8 protein-coding genes and 3 pseudogenes are annotated in these 17,748 nt (G+C 41.8%); 3 read left to right on the forward strand and 8 right to left on the reverse strand.

Features of this window, described 5'->3' with window-relative positions:
• Nucleotides 1-59 precede the first annotated feature (59 nt).
• Entirely contained in the window at nt 60-1,352 is a 1,293-nt protein-coding gene (locus ACSLFW_RS02705) for an aminopeptidase P family protein (protein ID WP_436554536.1), read from the forward strand.
• Nucleotides 1,353-1,488: 136 nt separating this feature from the next.
• Here ACSLFW_RS02705 and ACSLFW_RS02710 read toward each other — a convergent pair whose 3' ends face one another.
• From ACSLFW_RS02710 to ACSLFW_RS02725, 4 genes are all read right to left on the reverse strand, one after another.
• A complete protein-coding gene (locus tag ACSLFW_RS02710; protein ID WP_436554537.1) occupies nt 1,489-3,342 on the reverse strand; it encodes a T9SS type B sorting domain-containing protein in 1,854 nt (617 codons plus the stop codon).
• Nucleotides 3,317-4,270, reverse strand: a complete 954-nt coding sequence (locus ACSLFW_RS02715) for a hypothetical protein (RefSeq protein ID WP_436554538.1) — start codon at nt 4,268-4,270, stop codon at nt 3,317-3,319. Before ACSLFW_RS02715 ends, ACSLFW_RS02710 begins: the two co-directional genes overlap by 26 nt.
• A 25-nt stretch (nt 4,271-4,295) precedes the next feature.
• A complete protein-coding gene (locus ACSLFW_RS02720; RefSeq protein WP_436554539.1) occupies nt 4,296-6,191 on the reverse strand; it encodes a T9SS type B sorting domain-containing protein in 1,896 nt (631 codons plus the stop codon).
• 157 nt (nt 6,192-6,348) lie between these two features.
• Entirely contained in the window at nt 6,349-7,047 is a 699-nt protein-coding gene (locus ACSLFW_RS02725) for a hypothetical protein (RefSeq protein WP_436554540.1), read from the reverse strand.
• A 147-nt stretch (nt 7,048-7,194) separates the two neighbouring features.
• Between ACSLFW_RS02725 and ACSLFW_RS02730 the strand changes: the two genes are divergently transcribed.
• Nucleotides 7,195-7,977, forward strand: a complete 783-nt coding sequence (locus ACSLFW_RS02730) for an alpha/beta fold hydrolase (protein WP_436554541.1) — start codon at nt 7,195-7,197, stop codon at nt 7,975-7,977.
• 41 nt (nt 7,978-8,018) lie between these two features.
• On the opposite strand, the pseudogene ACSLFW_RS02735 reads toward ACSLFW_RS02730, so the two are convergent.
• The 4 genes and pseudogenes from ACSLFW_RS02735 to ACSLFW_RS02750 all read right to left on the reverse strand — a co-directional run bounded on the left by ACSLFW_RS02735 (nt 8,019) and on the right by ACSLFW_RS02750 (nt 16,810).
• A pseudogene (locus ACSLFW_RS02735) lies at nt 8,019-10,790 on the reverse strand (PD-(D/E)XK nuclease family protein).
• 63 nt (nt 10,791-10,853) lie between these two features.
• Nucleotides 10,854-12,255 (reverse strand): annotated as a pseudogene (locus tag ACSLFW_RS02740) (OmpA family protein).
• A gap of 105 nt (nt 12,256-12,360) precedes the next feature.
• Nucleotides 12,361-13,561: pseudogene (gene kbl / locus ACSLFW_RS02745) on the reverse strand (glycine C-acetyltransferase).
• Between the two features lie 78 nt (nt 13,562-13,639).
• Nucleotides 13,640-16,810, reverse strand: a complete 3,171-nt coding sequence (locus ACSLFW_RS02750) for a UvrD-helicase domain-containing protein (RefSeq protein ID WP_436554542.1) — start codon at nt 16,808-16,810, stop codon at nt 13,640-13,642.
• 241 nt (nt 16,811-17,051) lie between these two features.
• Here ACSLFW_RS02750 and ACSLFW_RS02755 point away from each other — a divergent pair, with 241 nt between their 5' ends.
• On the forward strand, nt 17,052-17,660 hold the full coding sequence (locus ACSLFW_RS02755; protein ID WP_436554543.1) for a superoxide dismutase: 609 nt from the start codon (nt 17,052-17,054) through the stop codon (nt 17,658-17,660).
• Nucleotides 17,661-17,748 lie beyond the last annotated feature (88 nt).

Here is a 17,748-nt window from a genome sequence, read left to right on the forward strand (position 1 = left end):
ACTGTCAATTTTCCTCTGAAACTTTGTAACTTTGTCTCTTTGCCACTAAAACAAAAAACATGAAATACCACCAGATTGACCGCAATTTATTCATAAAAAACCGCGCGAAATTTACCGCACAGATGCAACCGAACAGCGTTGCGGTTTTCAATTCCAACGACATTTATCCGGTCTCTGCCGACAGCACTTTGCCGTTCGCGCAGCACCGCGACATCTTTTATCTTTCTGGCGTTGACCAGGAAGAAAGTGTGCTTTTGCTGTTCCCTGACGCGCCTTATGAGCACCAACGCGAAATTTTATTCCTCAAAGAAACCAGCGAGCACATCGCCATTTGGGAAGGTGAAAAACTGACCAAAGAACGCGCATTCGAGGTTTCCGGAATCAAGACCGTTTACTGGCTGCAGGATTTCCATAAAATCCTTAACGAAATGATGACGTATTCCGATACGATGTACATCAACACCAACGAGCATTACCGCGCCGCCGTTGAAACCGAGACGCGTGAAGACCGTTTCGTAAAATGGTGGAAAACGAAATATCCGGCGCACAATGTGGCAAAAAGCAACCCGATTTTACAGCGGATTCGCTCAGTGAAGGAAAGCGAAGAAATCGACCTCATCCAGAATGCGTGCAATATTACCGAAAAAGGTTTCCGCAGATTATTGTCTTTTGTAAAACCAAATGTGACTGAATATGAAATCGAGGCGGAACTCATCCATGAATTCATCCGCAACCGCTCGAAAGGATTTGCCTATACGCCAATCATCGCTTCAGGTAATAATGCCAACGTGCTGCATTACATCGAAAATAACCAGCAATGCAAGGCCGGCGATTTGATCTTGCTTGACGTCGCCGCAGAATATGCGAATTATTCAAGTGATTTGTCGCGTACGATTCCGGTCTCAGGAAAATATACCGACAGGCAGAAAGCTGTTTATAATGCGGTTTTACGTGTCAAAAATGAAGCAACGAAATTGCTTACGCCGGGCACTTTATGGAAACAATACCATGTGGAAGTCGGCAAATTAATGACTTCTGAATTGCTTGGATTAGGATTGATCGACAAAGCAGATGTTCAGAATGAAAATCCGGAATGGCCGGCTTACAAGAAATATTTCATGCACGGCACTTCGCACCATCTCGGACTCGACACGCACGATTATGGTCTTTTGCACGAACCGATGAAAGCCAATATGGTTTTTACCGTTGAACCGGGGATTTATATTCCGGCCGAAGGTTTTGGAATTCGTCTGGAAGATAATGTTGTGGTTCAACAACAGGGCGAACCATTTAATCTGATGCGCAATATTCCGATTGAAGCTGGGGAAATTGAGGAGTTGATGAACAGTTAATAATTAATAATGAAAAATCAATAAAAACGGCTTGCAGTGATGCAGGCCGTTTTTATATGATCTTTTTGTTTGCCACGGATTCACTCGAATAAATTTGTGCTAATTCGTGAAATTCGTGGCTAAATTGATCTGTGATTTATCTTTTCAAAGCAAAATGTCCTCTGTAAATAATTTCCTTATTGGTCAGGCGGATGATCCTGAACCAATAATCATCAGCGGGAAGTTTACGCCCCTGATAAGTGCCATCCCAGCCCGCGCTGGTTTTATCAAGGACGGTGATGACCTTGCCATACCGGTCGTAGATTTCTATGTTGAATGAAATCTGAAGTTGGGAATATTCGACTTTCCAGTTGTCGTTTGTGCCGTCGCCGTTGGGTGTGAAGAATTTCGGGTAATCTAAAACATAAACAGATTTAGGAGCTCCGGTACAGTCGCCGTTTCTAATATACAGCTTGTATTCGCCGGCAGTTAGATTTTGAAAATAATTGCTGCTTTGAAAAGTCGTTCCGTCTAAAGAATAAGTGTAATTGGCATCAAAAGGTAAAATCGTGATTGAATTATTTTCTTTCAAATCGTCGATTTGAACTTCGCCAATAATGGGCGGGCTGAAAAGCTCAATCTTTAAAGTGACAATTCTGAAACATGAAGATTGTGATGAAAATATCCTGACGTAAACCGTTTGTTGATTTGCCGTATAATTATAGGGATTAGTTATCGGATTTACATTGTCATTCGCATCGGCATAAGAATGATGGTAACTGAACGTGTAATCTGACTGAGAAGCGCCATTCGAAAGAAAATGAATATTATAATCCGACAAGTCAATGCTTCTGCTGCTGCCATCATCGCAGAAACCAACCTCATATTCAGTTATTCCGGAACCGGAATTATCAGAAAAAGTCACAGGAACTTTGTCACTTTCACAAAATCCAACCGTTTGCGTCACATAATAAGTAACGCCCGGAACAATGAAGGTTGCGGCAGGGATAATTTCGCCTGTATCGGCCGTATAAAATATCAGGTTTTGACCCGTTATATTTATATCTGATAACCTCATGCCCTGAAAATAACAAGGCTGCAAATTCGATAGGACAGGTAATGGCGAGGCGGGCAATATTTCAATTTGCAGCGGGAACCGTCCGAGATCGGAACAATTTTCTACAGGGTTATCGTAATAATAGGTTGCTCCGTCAACTAACGGAAAATTATCATTCAATTTCGTTGGTGAAACTGCCGATGCGTACCAGCTGACATTTGAGCCGAGCTGTTCTATGTCGCCGATTGTAGGATTCGGGTATTCACCTGAACAAAAGTCATATTGATTGTCATACAATGGCAGCGCATCACAATTTTCAAGTTTCAATATAGAACCAACTACTTCGTAATAGGTTTCTAAAGTTCCGCTTGCATCAGAGGTATAAGTCGGCGGCGATATGATATGTTCATCAAAAATACTCGGGTCAACATCGGTCTGGCCTGCAATATAGCCTCCCAGAATAATATTATTGTCGGTATCGCTGCAAATTCGATACGTTACTACTTCGTCGTTGGTCGTATTATTGTACAAACGCTTAAAATCGGCTAAATTTCCGTCTGGCTTTATCTTTAACAGCGTAACTATGTCTGTTCCTGTTTGGATTGTATGGTTTTGGCTGCTGTAATGCAGGGTTGTATTATTTTTCGATTTTACCGGAACGATCGCCTCGCCAAAATTGTTAAGTGCAAAATTATAAGCCTCTTGTTTTTCCAATCCGTATATCGGAAAATTCCAGATAAAGTTGCGGTTGCCGTCGATTTTAAACAAAACTAATTCCGGGCTGTCTGTAATCGGCAGGTTACTTACTGTTGTATTTCCAAACTGAACGGGAGGAGGATTAAAGTAAGCCGCAAGAAAATAAAGGCTGTCTGAAGCATCCATCTTTAAATCATATACAGAATAATCGGGCAATTCTACAATCCAGTCTTCAGTACCTCCGGGGAAAATTTGCAAATGAAATTGGGCACGTCCGATGCGTCCAAATCCTGTTGCAGCGCAGCATTGCCGAATGTGAAGCTTTTGCGGTAAGAACCTGAGCAATAAATATTATTCTGGCTGTCGCATGCAACACTGAAAAAACCATTTTCGGAATTGCTGTTCTGGTTGTCAAAATGCTTTTCCCAAAGTATATTGAGGTTGTTATCGAATTTAACAATATGGCCCATTTCCGGAAAGGAAAAAGTACATCGAACAATGATTCACCCGTGGCCACGAAATTATTATCGTGATCTTTTACCATTCCGCTCAAATAAATATCCGGAAGGATAATGCTGTTGATATAATTTCCCTGGGCATTTAATTTAATGACAAATCCATAAAAATGGCCGTGTTGTAAATTTTCCTGTGTGGGGGCATATACATTTGGAAAAGACGGGTTTGCCGGATTCGGATTGAGGTATGCTGATGTAAGGGAAAGCTCTACCATTCCACTGATAAAAACATTTCCATTATCATCAAAAACAATATCCCCAAAATACATAATACGATTTCCAAAATCAAACTGTTTTGCCCACAAAACATTCTTATTTTCATCAAGTTTGGTAATGAAATAAGCGGTGCCGCTACTGCCCTTTATATTTATTTGGTGTTGTTCGTCTCCGAAATTGTGTTCGCCCATATGGTCTCCGGTTGCGTAAATCTCGTTGTTGCTATTGGTCGCAATAGTTGTAATGTGACAACGGATTAAACCATACGTGTCACCACTTATTCCTACAGGCGAATACAACCACTTAAAATCTTGTGCCGAAGTTTTTACCGCATAACAGCCAACCAGGAGCAGCAGCAAGAGTGCTTTCAGTTTAAAACAGCCGTTATTTTTGTATAATAAAACCATTGGATTTTCTGTGATATCGTAAATATAGCGATAAAATACCGGTTGCACTTCATTTTAATGCAACGGAATGAACTCATCTTTTAAGCGCAAAATGGCCTCTGTAAATTATTTCTTTATTGGTCAGGCGGATGATCCTGAACCAATAATCGTCGGCGGGAAGTTTATGTCCTTGGTAAGTACCGTCCCAGCCGGCGCTGGTTTTATCCAAAACGGTGATGACTTTGCCATATCGGTCATAGATTTCTATGCTGAATGAAACCTGCAATTGGGAATATTTGACTTTCCAGCTGTCGTTTGTGCCGTCGCCGTTGGGCGTAAAGAATTTCGGGTAAGCCAGGACATAAACAGCTTTTGGTGCTCCGGGACAATCGCCGTTTTTGATGTAGAGTTTGTATTCGCCGGCAGTTAGATTTTCGAAATAATTTTCGGTCTGGAAAGTTATTCCGTCTAATGAGTAAGTATAATTGGCATCGAAAGGCAAAATCGTAATTGAATTATTCTCCGCTAAATCTACGATTTGAACTTCGTCAATCACAGGCGGACTGAAAAGTTCAAGCTTTAGATTGACAATCCTGAAACAGGAAGATTGTGATGAAAATATCCTGATGTAAACCGTTTGTTGATTGACCGGATAGTTTTGGAAATTGGTAATCGGGTTTACATTGGCATTTGCATCGGCATCAGAGTGAAAATAAGCAAACATATAATCTGATTGCGAAGCGCCGTTCGGCAAAAAATGAACATTATAATCCGATAAGTCGATGCTTCTGTTACTGCCGTCGTCACAGAAACCAATCGAATATTCTGTTATTGCGGAACCGGGATTGTCGAAAAGTGTCAACGGAATTTTTGCACTTTCACAAAATCCAACGGTTTGCGATACATAATAAGTGGTTCCCGGAACAATAAAAGTTGCAGCAGGAATAATTTCGTTGGTATCTGCCGTGTAAAATATCAGGCTTTGCCCGGAAATATTGACATCAGACAATCTCATACTCTGAAAATAACAAGGCTGTATATTCGCGATTACAGGCAATGGCGATGGCGGCAATATGTTGATTTGCAACGGAAACCGGCCGGCATCCGAACAGTTTTCCACAGGATTTTCATAATAATAAGTTTGCCCGTCAACCAACGGAAAATTGGCATTCAATTTTGTTGTTGCGACTGACGACGCATACCAGACGACATTTGATCCGGCCAGTTTTATATCGCCGATTGTCGGGTTTGGAAATTCGTCAGCGCACAAATCATATTGATTACCGTACAACTGCTGCGTATCGCAATTTTCAAGTTTTAAGATAAAACCTATCGATTCGTAAAAGGTCGTTTCAATACCCTCTACGGGATAAAGATAGGTAGACGGTATTACGGTATGCTCGTCATACAGGCTCGGGTCGAAATCTGTCGGGCTTCTGATAAATCCTCCCAGAATAATATCGCCGCCTGAATCGGCGCAAATTCCATAAGGAGATACATCACCACTGGTCGTATTCTCGTACAAACGCTTAAAATCGGTTAAATTTCCGTCGGGTTTTACTTTAAACAAGGTAACTAAATTATTTCCGGTTGCGATGGTGTTACTTTGGCTGGCGTAATGCAATGTCGTATTTCTTTTCGATTGTACCGGAATCAGTATTTCTCCGAAATTATTAATGGCCAAATTATAAGCTTGCTGTGTTCCCAATCCGTAAATCGGAAAATTCCATATAAAGTTGCGGTTGACATCGATTTTAAACAGCGCCAATTCCTGATTGTCCAGAACCGGCAAATTACTGACCGACGTATTTCCAAACTGAACAGCAGGAGGATTGAAGTAGCCTGCCAGAAAATACAAATTGTCTGAAGCATCTGCCTTAAAATCACGAACAAGATAATCCGGCAATTCAACAATCCAGTTTTCGGTGCCGCCGGGAGAAAATTTGCAAATAAAATTGGGCAGGTCCGATGCGTCGAGATCTTGCTGCAAGGCCGTATTACCAAATGTGAAATTTTTACGGTAGGAGCCTGAGCAGTAAATGTTGTTCTGGCTGTCGCAACTAACCTTGAAAAAACTATTTACTGAGTCGGCGTTTTGGTTGTCAAAATGTTTTTCCCAAAGTATATTGAGATTATGGTCAATTTAATCACATGGCCCATTCAGGAACAGGATTAAAATAATCCAACAATGATGCGCCAGTAGTTATGAGATTGTTATCATGATCTTTTGTCATTTCGCCCATAATATTACCGTTCAGAGAACTCAAGGCAATGTCCGGAAAAAGAATGCTGTTGCTATAATTCCCCTGAGCATCGAGCTTAATAATGAAACCATAATAATGCTGAGGTAATAAATTTTGGTGAGTGGGCGTATAAGCATTCGGAATACCGGGATTTGTAGGATTTGGATTCAGGTATACCGATGATGTTCGCGTCTCTACAGTTCCGCTGATAAATACATCTCCATTATCATCTAACGTAATTGAGCCAAAATATAAATGAGTGGCAAAATCGAAATGCCTCACCCACAAAACGTTTTTATCTGCATCAAGCTTGATTATAAAATTGTTGGCGCCATCAGGATTGCCGTGGTGAATCATTTCCTGCTGCCCGTCTCCAAAATCATGCTCACCATAATGACCGCCTAATGCATAAATTTCGTTATTGTCATTAGTTGCCAAATTGTAAATGTAGGAACTTGAATTCACCACAACCTTTACAGATGGAATCGTATACAACCACTTAAAATCCTGCCCGGAAGTTTTTATCGTACAACAGCCCACCAAAAGCATTAACATAAGCGCTTTTAGTTTAAAGTTGATGCTGCTTTTGTATAATAAAACCATTGCAATTTCCTGTAATACAGTAAATATAACAATAATATAAAGGCTTTCCCTAATTTTAACGTGATGGACTACAGCTGCATTGCCGGAAAAAATCTTGCCATAGTTGATTTAAAAAAATAATTTCGTAATTTACCTGAAATCAAAATCGTGAAAACCCTCATCCATAAAAATACACGCATCGCTTACTCCGACACCGGAAAAGGAACTGCACTCGTGCTGCTGCACGGTTTCCTTGAAAACAGTACGATGTGGGAACATTTTGTTCCGAAACTCTCCGAAAAAAACCGCGTCATACTGATTGATTTACTGGGCCACGGGCAAACCGAACCAATGGGCTACGTACAAACCATGGAAGACAATGCCGATGCGGTGCATGCCGTTTTATCAGAATTGCGCATCCGGAAAGCGGTTCTTGCAGGACATTCGATGGGCGGTTATGTGGCTTTGGCTTTCGCCGAATTGTATCCGGATATGCTAAAGGGAATCGCTTTGGTGAACTCAACCTCTATCGCCGACAGCGACGAACGCAAGACCAATCGTGACCGCGCCATTAAAGCCGTAAAGCAGAATTATACAAATTTCGTACGCATGTCGATTGCGAATTTGTTCAGCGAAGACAACCGCGAACGGCTTGAAGATGAAATCGAAAATGTAAAGCTCGAAGCTTTGAAAACGCCTTTACAGGGTATCGTAGCGTCTCTCGAAGGCATGAAAATCCGGAAAGACCGCGAAGTCCTGCTGCATTTTGCGCCTTATCCTATTTTGTTGATTTTGGGCAAAAAAGATCCTGTCTTAAATTATGAAGAAAACCTCGCGCAGATAGAGAATACTTCTGTCCAGCTCGTAACTTTTCCTGATGGCCACATGTCGCCGATTGAAAACCGCGAACCGCTTCTGAAGGCTTTGGAAGGTTTTATGAAGAAAGTTTAAACCACATAGAGATATGGGATGTTCTAAGATCCTATATAGTTCTAAACTTTCTCCGTAAACGGAATTTCCACATCGAGAATCTCCTTCAACAACAAAACAATCTGCCCGGTATATTCAGCAAGAATGGCTGCATCGATGATGGTTTTCTTCCCATTATCTTCTTTATAATTAAACGGCAAAAATCCTGATTTCATATTTTTAAATGAGATGATTCCGGCCTCCACAGGCATTTCTTCTGCAAGATTTTCATACATAAAAGCATACGCCAGAATCTGTATTATTTTGTCGTTTTTGATGTCAGATGTGAGTCCGCTCCAGGATTTCAGGCTAACATCGGCAAGATTGACGCGTCCTGATTTATAATCGATAATCCTGATTTTCGCCGGAAAACCCGTTTCCTGCCGCAATTCAATCCGGTCGACGGAACCGCCAATTTTTACAGGAAAGGGTAAATCCGGAATGTTCTAAAACCTGTTCGAAATGCTGCTCTAAAGCCAGGATTTTTATTGAATCTCCGTTTTTGATATTGTCCAATTCGACTTTGAGGAAATTAAAAACGTTGCGTTTGGCCACTTCAAAAGCTAATAAATTACGCCCTTTTTTGATTTCGCCTTCTTTGTAGAAAATTCTGAATTGCTCCAAAACCACAGCATCCATTACTTTAAAACAACTTTCGATTCCGGCTTCAGAAAGGAATTTCCCAACGAATGGCTCGATCAAAACCCGCAATGATTCATGTATAATCGTCCCTAAAGTGTTGAGTGCGATATTCTCTTCGACCTCATCAACGTCGCCGATGCGCAATATCTTCTGGAAATAAAAATCGACGGGATTTCGGATATAGCTTGTCAGTGCCGAAGGAGAAAATCCTTTTTCGGCAATTTCACGCAAACGCAGCATTACGCTTTCCGACTTCGGGATAATCATCGGTTCATAAGCAGTTTCGGGTAAATCGGCGTTGTAAATTTCGTGCGTGATTGTATGGTTTTGCTGCTTTTCGACCTCTAGCTGCGTGATAAAACGGCTTTTTTCACCGGCATCAAGACCTTCGCTTTCAGTATTATATAAGAGATAAATATTTTTGGCGCGCTGTAGTAAATGGTAAAAGTGATAGGTATAAATCGCGTCTTTTTCCTTGAAAGTCGGCAAACCCAATTCGTGTTTCACATCATACGGAATGAACGAATTCATTGATTTTCCGGCAGGAAATTTCCCTTCATTCATCGATGTTACGATGACCGTTTCAAAATCGAGCACGCGGCTTTCCAATACACCCATAACCTGCAAACCTGTCAGCGGCTCGCCTTCAAAAGAGACTTCGGCCAAATCAATAACTTGCTTGTAAATGGCATAAAGCGTCTCTATTTTATCAATATGGCTGTGCTGCGAATAATAATTAATCAGTTTATTGATGGTTTTGAAAATCGAAAAAACAAAAGCCTTGGTGATTTTTTCCTCTTCGCTGTCGTTGCCTAAATTGTTTTTGATGGTAAGCAGTAAACCCGAAATTGTGTCCAGCACTTCCATCGCGCCGTTTTCCCATTTTTGGAATAAAGCACCAAACAATCGGTTGGGTTCAGGCTGCAATTCCAGCAGTTTTTTATGTGTAATAAATGTGTAATTGTTTCTGTTGATTGTACTGACAAGTGCCGACGCTCCGGCATAAGGCTCAATTAACGGATGCGTTAAAATATCGAGCAGGTCTTTGTAATAAAACACGTAATTGCTTCTTGAAAACGCATTGGTATGTGCTTTGAAAAGTTTTGCAATTAAAATTTGCGCCGGATTGTTGCGCGCCGGATAACCCATCGTAATGTTGAGACTGCCGACGGTTTCCGGCAACGCGTATAAGAGTGGCACGAGCAAGTTTTCTTCTCCTAAAACGACGGCGACTTTATCAAGATTTTGTTGCGGATTTTCATTAGTGATTTTTTCGAGGATGCTGCCTGCGATTTTGGCTTGCCCGACACTTTTAGGCGTTCCGATAATGCTGATGTTTTTCGACGCTGAAAAATCGTTTACAATCCATTCGAACGGATTGCTTTTATAATGCTTCCAGTGGTCTTTAAAACGCCTTAAAAACAAGCCCGCATCATGAAACGGATCGTTTAGAAAAGCCTGGTCAGCGTCCCATAAAATCTGTGCATGACCGGTTGCTATTAAATGCTGGATGATTTTCTCTTCGGATGCATTCAGCGCGTTGAATCCTGCGAACAGGAATTGCTTTGCGCCAATAGCTTCAGAAAAATGATTGAGGTTGCCGACAGCTTCTCTGTAAATCAATCCCTGATAGCCGACGCTTTTCTGCAATAAATGATTGTAAAGTGATTCGTAATACAATGGCAGCAGTTTCCAGAAGTCAATGTAGTTTTCGAGCAGCTTCGTTTTATTTTCGGGTTCTATGCCCCATTTCCTGATGTCCTCGATGTCTTTCAGGTATGAAAGCACATGCGAAGCGTCGAGTAAATAACGGTCGATTTCATTAAAATCTTGTAATAATGTTTTTGCCCAATTCGCGAAGAGTTCAAAAGTCTGCTGGTTTTCTTTTTGGTGACTGACAGGTAGACCTCATAAAATTCAAACAGCAATTCTATCGGGTCAATGGCACGGATGCCAGAAATTTCCTGGATAAAATCTTCAATGCTGATGATTTGTGGCGCTAAGATGTTATGGCTGGCCTGTTTTTTAAGTGCTTCAATCAGGAAAATGCGGGCGCGTTTATTCGGCAGGACAACGGTTGTCTCAGATAAATTCTCCGGATAATTTTCGATTAAAACCTGCGCTGCCCTGTCAAGAAAAGAAGTTGCTGTCATCGTATAAAAATAAAAAAACGCCCCGGTTTATCGGGGCGTTTCCTTAATTATTTTAAGCTGAAATTATTTTACCAATTTCACCTCAACCCTACGGTTGTTCGCTTTACCTTTTACAGTTTTGTTGGTATCGATTGGTTTAGTTTCACCGAAACCTGCAGAAGATAATCTGTCTGAAGCAATACCGTTTTCAATCAGGTAATTTTTAACGGCTGCTGCTCTGTCTTCAGATAATTTCTGGTTCATTGCATCTTTACCATCGCTGTCTGTGTGGCCTTCGATGCTGAATTTAGAAGAAGGATATTCTTTCAAAATCGCAACGATTGACTGCAATACAGGGAATGTTTGTTGTTGGAAAGTTGATTTACCACTGTTGAACAAGATTGTTTTAGCATAAGCATTCAATTTGTTGATTTGCTCTTCAGAGATTTCAGGACAACCGTTGTTAGCAACAGTACCTTTTACAGTAGGGCATTTGTCGTCTTTATCCAAAACAGAATCTCCGTCTGTATCTGGCCAAGGGCAACCTGCGTTTTCTTTCGGACCAGGAGTGGTAACACATTTGTCATTTTTGTCTTGCGTTCCGTCTCCGTCAGTATCAGGACAGCCTTGGAAAGCTTTCAAACCTGCTACTTCAGGACAAGCATCCTGAGCGTCAGTGATACCATCTTTATCGGTATCAGGACATCCCTGGAATTCAGCCAAACCAGCTACGTCAACACAAGCATCGTCTTTGTCAAGAATTCCGTCGCCATCTGTATCAGGACAACCTTTCAATTCTTTTGCGACCAGCTACTTCAGGACAAGCATCGTCTTTGTCATAGATTCCGTCTCCGTCTGTATCTTTACCTCCGAATTTGAAAGTAAGACCTGCGAAGTGCTGGAAGTGTGACGGGAAGTTATTCCTGTTGTCATCAGCAAAAGCTTTCTTGTAAGATGATTGTAAAGAAAGACCGATGTTTTCTGAGAACCAGAAAGTCAATCCAACACCACCATTTAAAGTTCCCTGATCGTAGTCACCAAACCATGTGTAACCACCTCCAATGTGTAAAGACGGATCAATTACTTTTGAACCAATCATGTTCATAAAGCTGTACTTGATTACACCATCAACACCGTAGTAAGCAAGGTCGCCAGGATTTGTGGTAACGAAATCTTTTGGGTTTGTAGTAGAACGGTTTACAAATTTAGTAATCTTGTTAACCGATCCTGTAACGCCAAAAGTAAAACCGCCGCCCATGTATCTGCTAACATTTACAAAAGACAATGACGGAAGGATATTCCAGTTGTCTTTTACTTTAAACATTTGGTCGAAGTCGGCCATAAAATTGTCGTCACCGGCACTCGTCCTGGTGTCGACGGCATTAGCTCCAAAGGTCAATGCCCATGGATTGTTGCTGTCCTGTGCTTGCGAACTAAGTCCGGCAAGAAGGCAGGCAGCGATAAATAATTTGTTAAGATTTTTCATACTTGATTTATTTGATTACAATATGTTATTACTAAACAAAAGTATGACGGATTTAACGAATTACAAAACTATATGTTAAACTTTTTGATTTCCTTAACGCTGGAATTACTGATTTTTCAAAACATTCAGCGCTTTACCAACTTCTGTAAAAGCATCTATCGCCTTGTCTAAGTGCTCTTTAGAATGCGCTGCAGACAATTGTACTCTTATTCTTGCTTTTTCTTTCGGTACGACAGGAAAAAGAAACCGATTACATAAATTCCTTTCTTTAACAATTCATTGGCCATATTTTGTGACAATTTGGCATCATATAGCATCACAGGAACAATCGCAGAGTCGCCTTCTACGATATCAAAACCTGCTTTTTTCATGCCTTCCTTGAAATAATTGGTATTCCATTCCAGTTTGTCGCGTAAAGTAGTGTCTTTTTGTAAGAGTTCAAAGACCTTGATTGACGCGCCAACAATCGAAGGCGCCAAAGAATTCGAGAACAGATAAGGTCTTGAACGCTGGCGCAATAACTCGATGATTTCTTTCTTTCCGGTCGTATAACCGCCCATCGCGCCGCCCAAAGCCTTTCCTAAAGTTCCGGTGATGATGTCAATGCGGCCCATTACGCCTTTCGCCTCAAGTGTTCCTTTTCCGGTCGCACCGATGAATCCGGCAGCGTGGCATTCATCGACCATGACCATTGCGTCGTATTTATCAGCCAGATCACAGATTTTATCCAAAGGCGCTACAACGCCGTCCATAGAAAAACACCGTCGGTCACGATAATTTTGAAACGTGCGCCAGATTCATTGGCTTTGATGAGCTGTTGCTCGAGGTCTTCCATGTTGCTGTTTTCGTAGCGATAACGCGCCGCTTTGCACAACCGAACGCCATCAATGATTGAAGCGTGGTTTAAACTATCAGAAATAATCGCATCTTCTTCATTGAATAACGGCTCGAAAACACCGCCGTTCGCGTCAAAAGCTGCGGCATATAAAATCGTATCTTCCGTGCCGTAAAATTCAGCGATTTTTTGCTCTAACGTTTTATGGATGTCCTGTGTTCCGCAAATGAAACGTACCGATGACATTCCAAATCCGTGTGTGTCAAGTGCATCTTTTGCTGCCTGGACTACTTCCGGATGCGATGACAATCCGAGATAATTATTCGCGCAGAAATTCAGCACCGTCTCACCTGTTGAAATGGTGATTTCAGCGCCCTGCGGCGAAGTGATGATGCGTTCTTTTTTAAAAATACCGTTGTCTTCAATGGTTTGCAATTCCGATTGAAGATGTTGTTTGATTTTTCCGTACATGTTGTTATAGTTGAGTTTGTATTTATTCTTAATATGAAACTGCGTCACTGCGAACTGACCACTACAAATGTACCACTTCTACATTTTCCCAATATAAACCAGCGCCTTTTTAACGACTTTGAAATTCATTTTTTCAATCGCATACTGATAATTTTCGAGCTGTTTCTGGTATTTTGGAAGATGGCTTCCGGTTTTGTAATCGAGCAGTAAGATTTCATTCGCGGGCGTCAAAACCATCCTGTCAGGCTTAATCGTTCCGCCTTCTTTCTGGATAATCGTCTGTTCATTGAGGATTTGGTTGCCATCAGAAAAATAACTTTCCAAATCGGAATGATTTAAAATATTATCGATTGTTTGCCTTACGGTTTCCAATTGATTTGTATTGATCAATCCGCTTTCGATGGCTTTTATAAGCGCAGTTTCAACATCATTTTTGGTTTTGACGAACGAAAGTATTTCGTGCACGACATTCCCGTATTCAATGGCGTCCTGCTGATGCGTGCCCCACATCAAAGCTTCACGCTGCGCAATTTTGATGTTTTTCGGATTTAAAGTTGCGGCAACGGGCTGGATTTTCGGACTTTCCTCCTGCGTTTCGCTTTCCGCAGATAATTTCACCGGATTTCCAAACTCATATTCCGAAACATCTTCATTAAGAATGCCTTTATGCTCAAGGAAATGCATAAAGAAAGCCGACATATTATTCGGCACGATTTCGCCGTTTTTGTTCAGGTTTTTATTTGAAATGACATACAATTGTTCTTCAGCACGCGTTAGCGCCACATACAAAACATTGATGTTATCAAGCAATTCCTCCTGTTTTTTCTGGTTGTAAACTTCAGAAGCCGATTCGCCAAAACCTTCAACGGCGCTGCTGTTATCAATCAACACTTTTGGCAACCCGAAATCGCCTTCTTCCGCATTGAGCCACAATTTATCTTTGGGTTTTCGGTTGTAATCTTCTTCGGCGAACGGCATGATGACTACGGGAAATTCAAGTCCTTTTGATTTGTGAATCGTCATTATTCTCACCGCATCATTGCCTTCGGGCGACGGAATGCTGAATTTCTCTGCGTTCTTGTCCCAATATTCAAGAAAATCTGCAATTCCGGCCTGGTTGCGGATATCGCGTTCGAGAACAATATCGAGGAAATATTGCAGGTAAGCATTGAGTCCGTTTTCAGCCGGGATAAATTTCGAAATGATGGTTTCGACCGCTTCATACAATGATTTCCTGCGGATGTTTTTAAACGAAAATGGTTTCGGACTCGTCGTGCTGAAACCTGCCAGCCATTGTTCAAACTCAGCTTCATCCCACATTTGCATCCCTTTGACGATAAAATCATGTACCGGCAATTCCTCCCTGCTATTTTGGGCGATATATTGCAGGAAATTCGCTTTGGCATTAAGATCGGCGCCATTTTTCAAATATTTCAGGAAATGAATAATCAACCTGATTTCTGTCGCATTCTGGATCATCAGTGTTTCCGATGAAAGCAACGGAATTTTTTGTTCCGTAAGATAATTTGCTACCGCGATTCCTTGCTGCCGCTTGCGCGTAAGGATGACGATGTCTTTATATTTAAATCCGAGTCTTAGTACTTTTTGGATGGTATTTAAAGTCGCGAGGACATACAAATCGGTCTTGTCGAGTGCATCTTCGCTATCATCCGGCGCATCAACCGGCGGCAAAAACGAAATATTCACATAACCGCCGGTTTGCGTGTTCGTTTTCTGATGGCTGTGGTTTTCGTATAAATCTTTGTAATCGGCGTGCTCGAATTCATTCGAAATCAGCCTGAAAAAATCGTTGTTGAAATCGATGATTTCTGAGTAGCTGCGGTAATTGCGGTCAAGATGCTCGACTTTTTTATCCTTATTGCTGAACGGATTTTCGTTGTGGTCTGCCGGATTTTGTTCTTTTGAAAGCGCAATGAATTGTTCGGCCTTTCCGCCACGCCAGCGGTAAATCGATTGTTTTGGGTCGCCGACGATCATCAGTGTGCCTTTTTGCCCCGATTCGTCTTGCCCCGAAAGCGCATTATCGATCAGCGGAATCAGGTTCTGCCATTGCATTTCAGAAGTATCCTGAAATTCGTCGATGAAGAAATGGCGGTATTTTTCGCCAAGCCTTTCGTAAATAAACGGCGCGGGCTGGTTCTGGATTTCCCGGTGAATGATGGCATTGAATTCGGCTATCGAAAGTACGTTTTGTTCTTTCTGGATTTTATCGAGTTCGTTGCTGACCGTGTTTAAAAGTGAAAGTGGCGTGATGTTCTTGAGGAACGCTTCGTAAAAATGCTTTTTCTCGTAATTTTTGTAGACGCACGACAGCACCGACAAAAATTCAGGGATAATGTTTTCAATTATCGCACGGTCTTTAGCGGTTTTATTGATGGCAATGTCCTCAAAGGCATGAAAAGTTTTGTTTTTCGGATTGTAGCGGCTTTCAGAAATCGCCCTGACGTGATTCGGGAAAGTACCACGCGAGAATGATTTTTCATCGATGCTGTTTGTGGCAATCATCTCGAGCATGTTGCGCGCGCAATCGACGCATTCGGCGTCAAGATTTTTGCAGGCTTCGGCGATTTTCTTTTTGATGGCGAGGAATTCTTCAATCGATTTGTCTTTGAAATGCGTGATTTCCTCGCGGTTGTTTTCGTTTAAGATTAATCTTCCTGTTTCAAGGATTTCGCGCGAGATATCCCAGCTTTTGTCGTCGTCGGTTTTCTCCATCGTGAAATCGACGAGCAGTTTTGTTAAAGTGTCGTCTTCTCCGGCTTGCGCGATGATGGCGTCGACAGCTTCTGTCAAAAGGCTTTCGGTGTCTAAAGTGACTTCGAAAGTCATCGGCAGATTCAAATCGTGGGCGAAAGCACGGATGACTTTGTGCGTGAATTTATCGATGGTTGAAATATCGAAGGCAGCGTAATTGTGGATGATGTGCCGGATGATCTGTTTTGATTTTTCTTTGATTCCGGATAAGGAAATTCCGGTTTCGACGGATAAATCCTGCATCAGTTGTGCAGCTTTATCGGACGGATCATCTTTTGCAAATTCAGATAGATTACCGACGATGCGTGATTTCATTTCATGAACGGCTTTGTTCGTGAATGTGATCGCCAGGATATTGCGGTAGGCGTCGTTTTTGGGCGACGTGAGGATGATTTTTAGGTATTCTTTGACGAGGGCGTAGGTTTTTCCGGAACCTGCGGATGCGTCGTAGATGGAGAGTGATGGTGTTTGCATTAGTTTGGCCACGAATTGCACGAATTAGCACGAATTTTTATTGTGGAAATGCTGCCCTAGCCCCGATGGAGGCGGTATCCTTTTGCTGCCTTCTTTAGGCAGGAAAAGATTGAGCCGAGAGCGGGATTAAGCTTCAAATCAATATATTTAATAGAACTATAACGAAAAAGGATTTCCAACTTCAAAGTTAAATGTTTAAATTTGAATAAAATATTTATAAACGATTAAAAACAAACATACCATGGCTTTTGAATTACCAAAATTACCTTATGCCTATGATGCGCTTGAACCGCACATTGATGCGCGCACGATGGAAATACACCATACCAAACACCATAATGCTTATACGACGAACCTCAACGCGGCGATTGCAGGAACAGATTTGGACGGATTGACGATTGAGAATATCTTAATCAACCTTGATAAGAAAAATGCGGCAGTTCGCAATAACGGCGGCGGTTTTTACAACCACAATTTGTTCTGGACAGTGATGTCTCCGAACGGCGGCGGAAAACCGAGTGGCGATCTGGCGGCTGCGATTGAGAAGGATTTCGGAAGCTTTGAGGAATTTAAGGCGAAGTTTGCCAAAGCTGGTGCGACGCAATTCGGTTCCGGATGGGCGTGGCTTTGCGTTCAGGAAGGCGGCAAATTAGAAGTTTGCGGTACTCCGAATCAGGACAATCCGCTGATGCCGGAAGTTGGCTGCGGTGGTACTCCGATTTTAGGAATGGATGTGTGGGAACACGCTTATTATTTGAATTACCAGAACAGAAGGCCGGATTATATTGAGGCGTTTTTTAATGTGATCAATTGGACTGAGGTGGCTAGAAGATACGCTTTGGAGAAATAATATTTGTTGAAGGCCCTCGACTGCGCTCGGGGTGACAACTGTTGAAATTCGACAAAATCCAGTTCAATTAGCATAGTTTGTCACCCCG

It is taken from the genome of Flavobacterium sp. 3HN19-14, from assembly GCF_051373205.1.
GTDB lineage: Bacteria > Bacteroidota > Bacteroidia > Flavobacteriales > Flavobacteriaceae > Flavobacterium.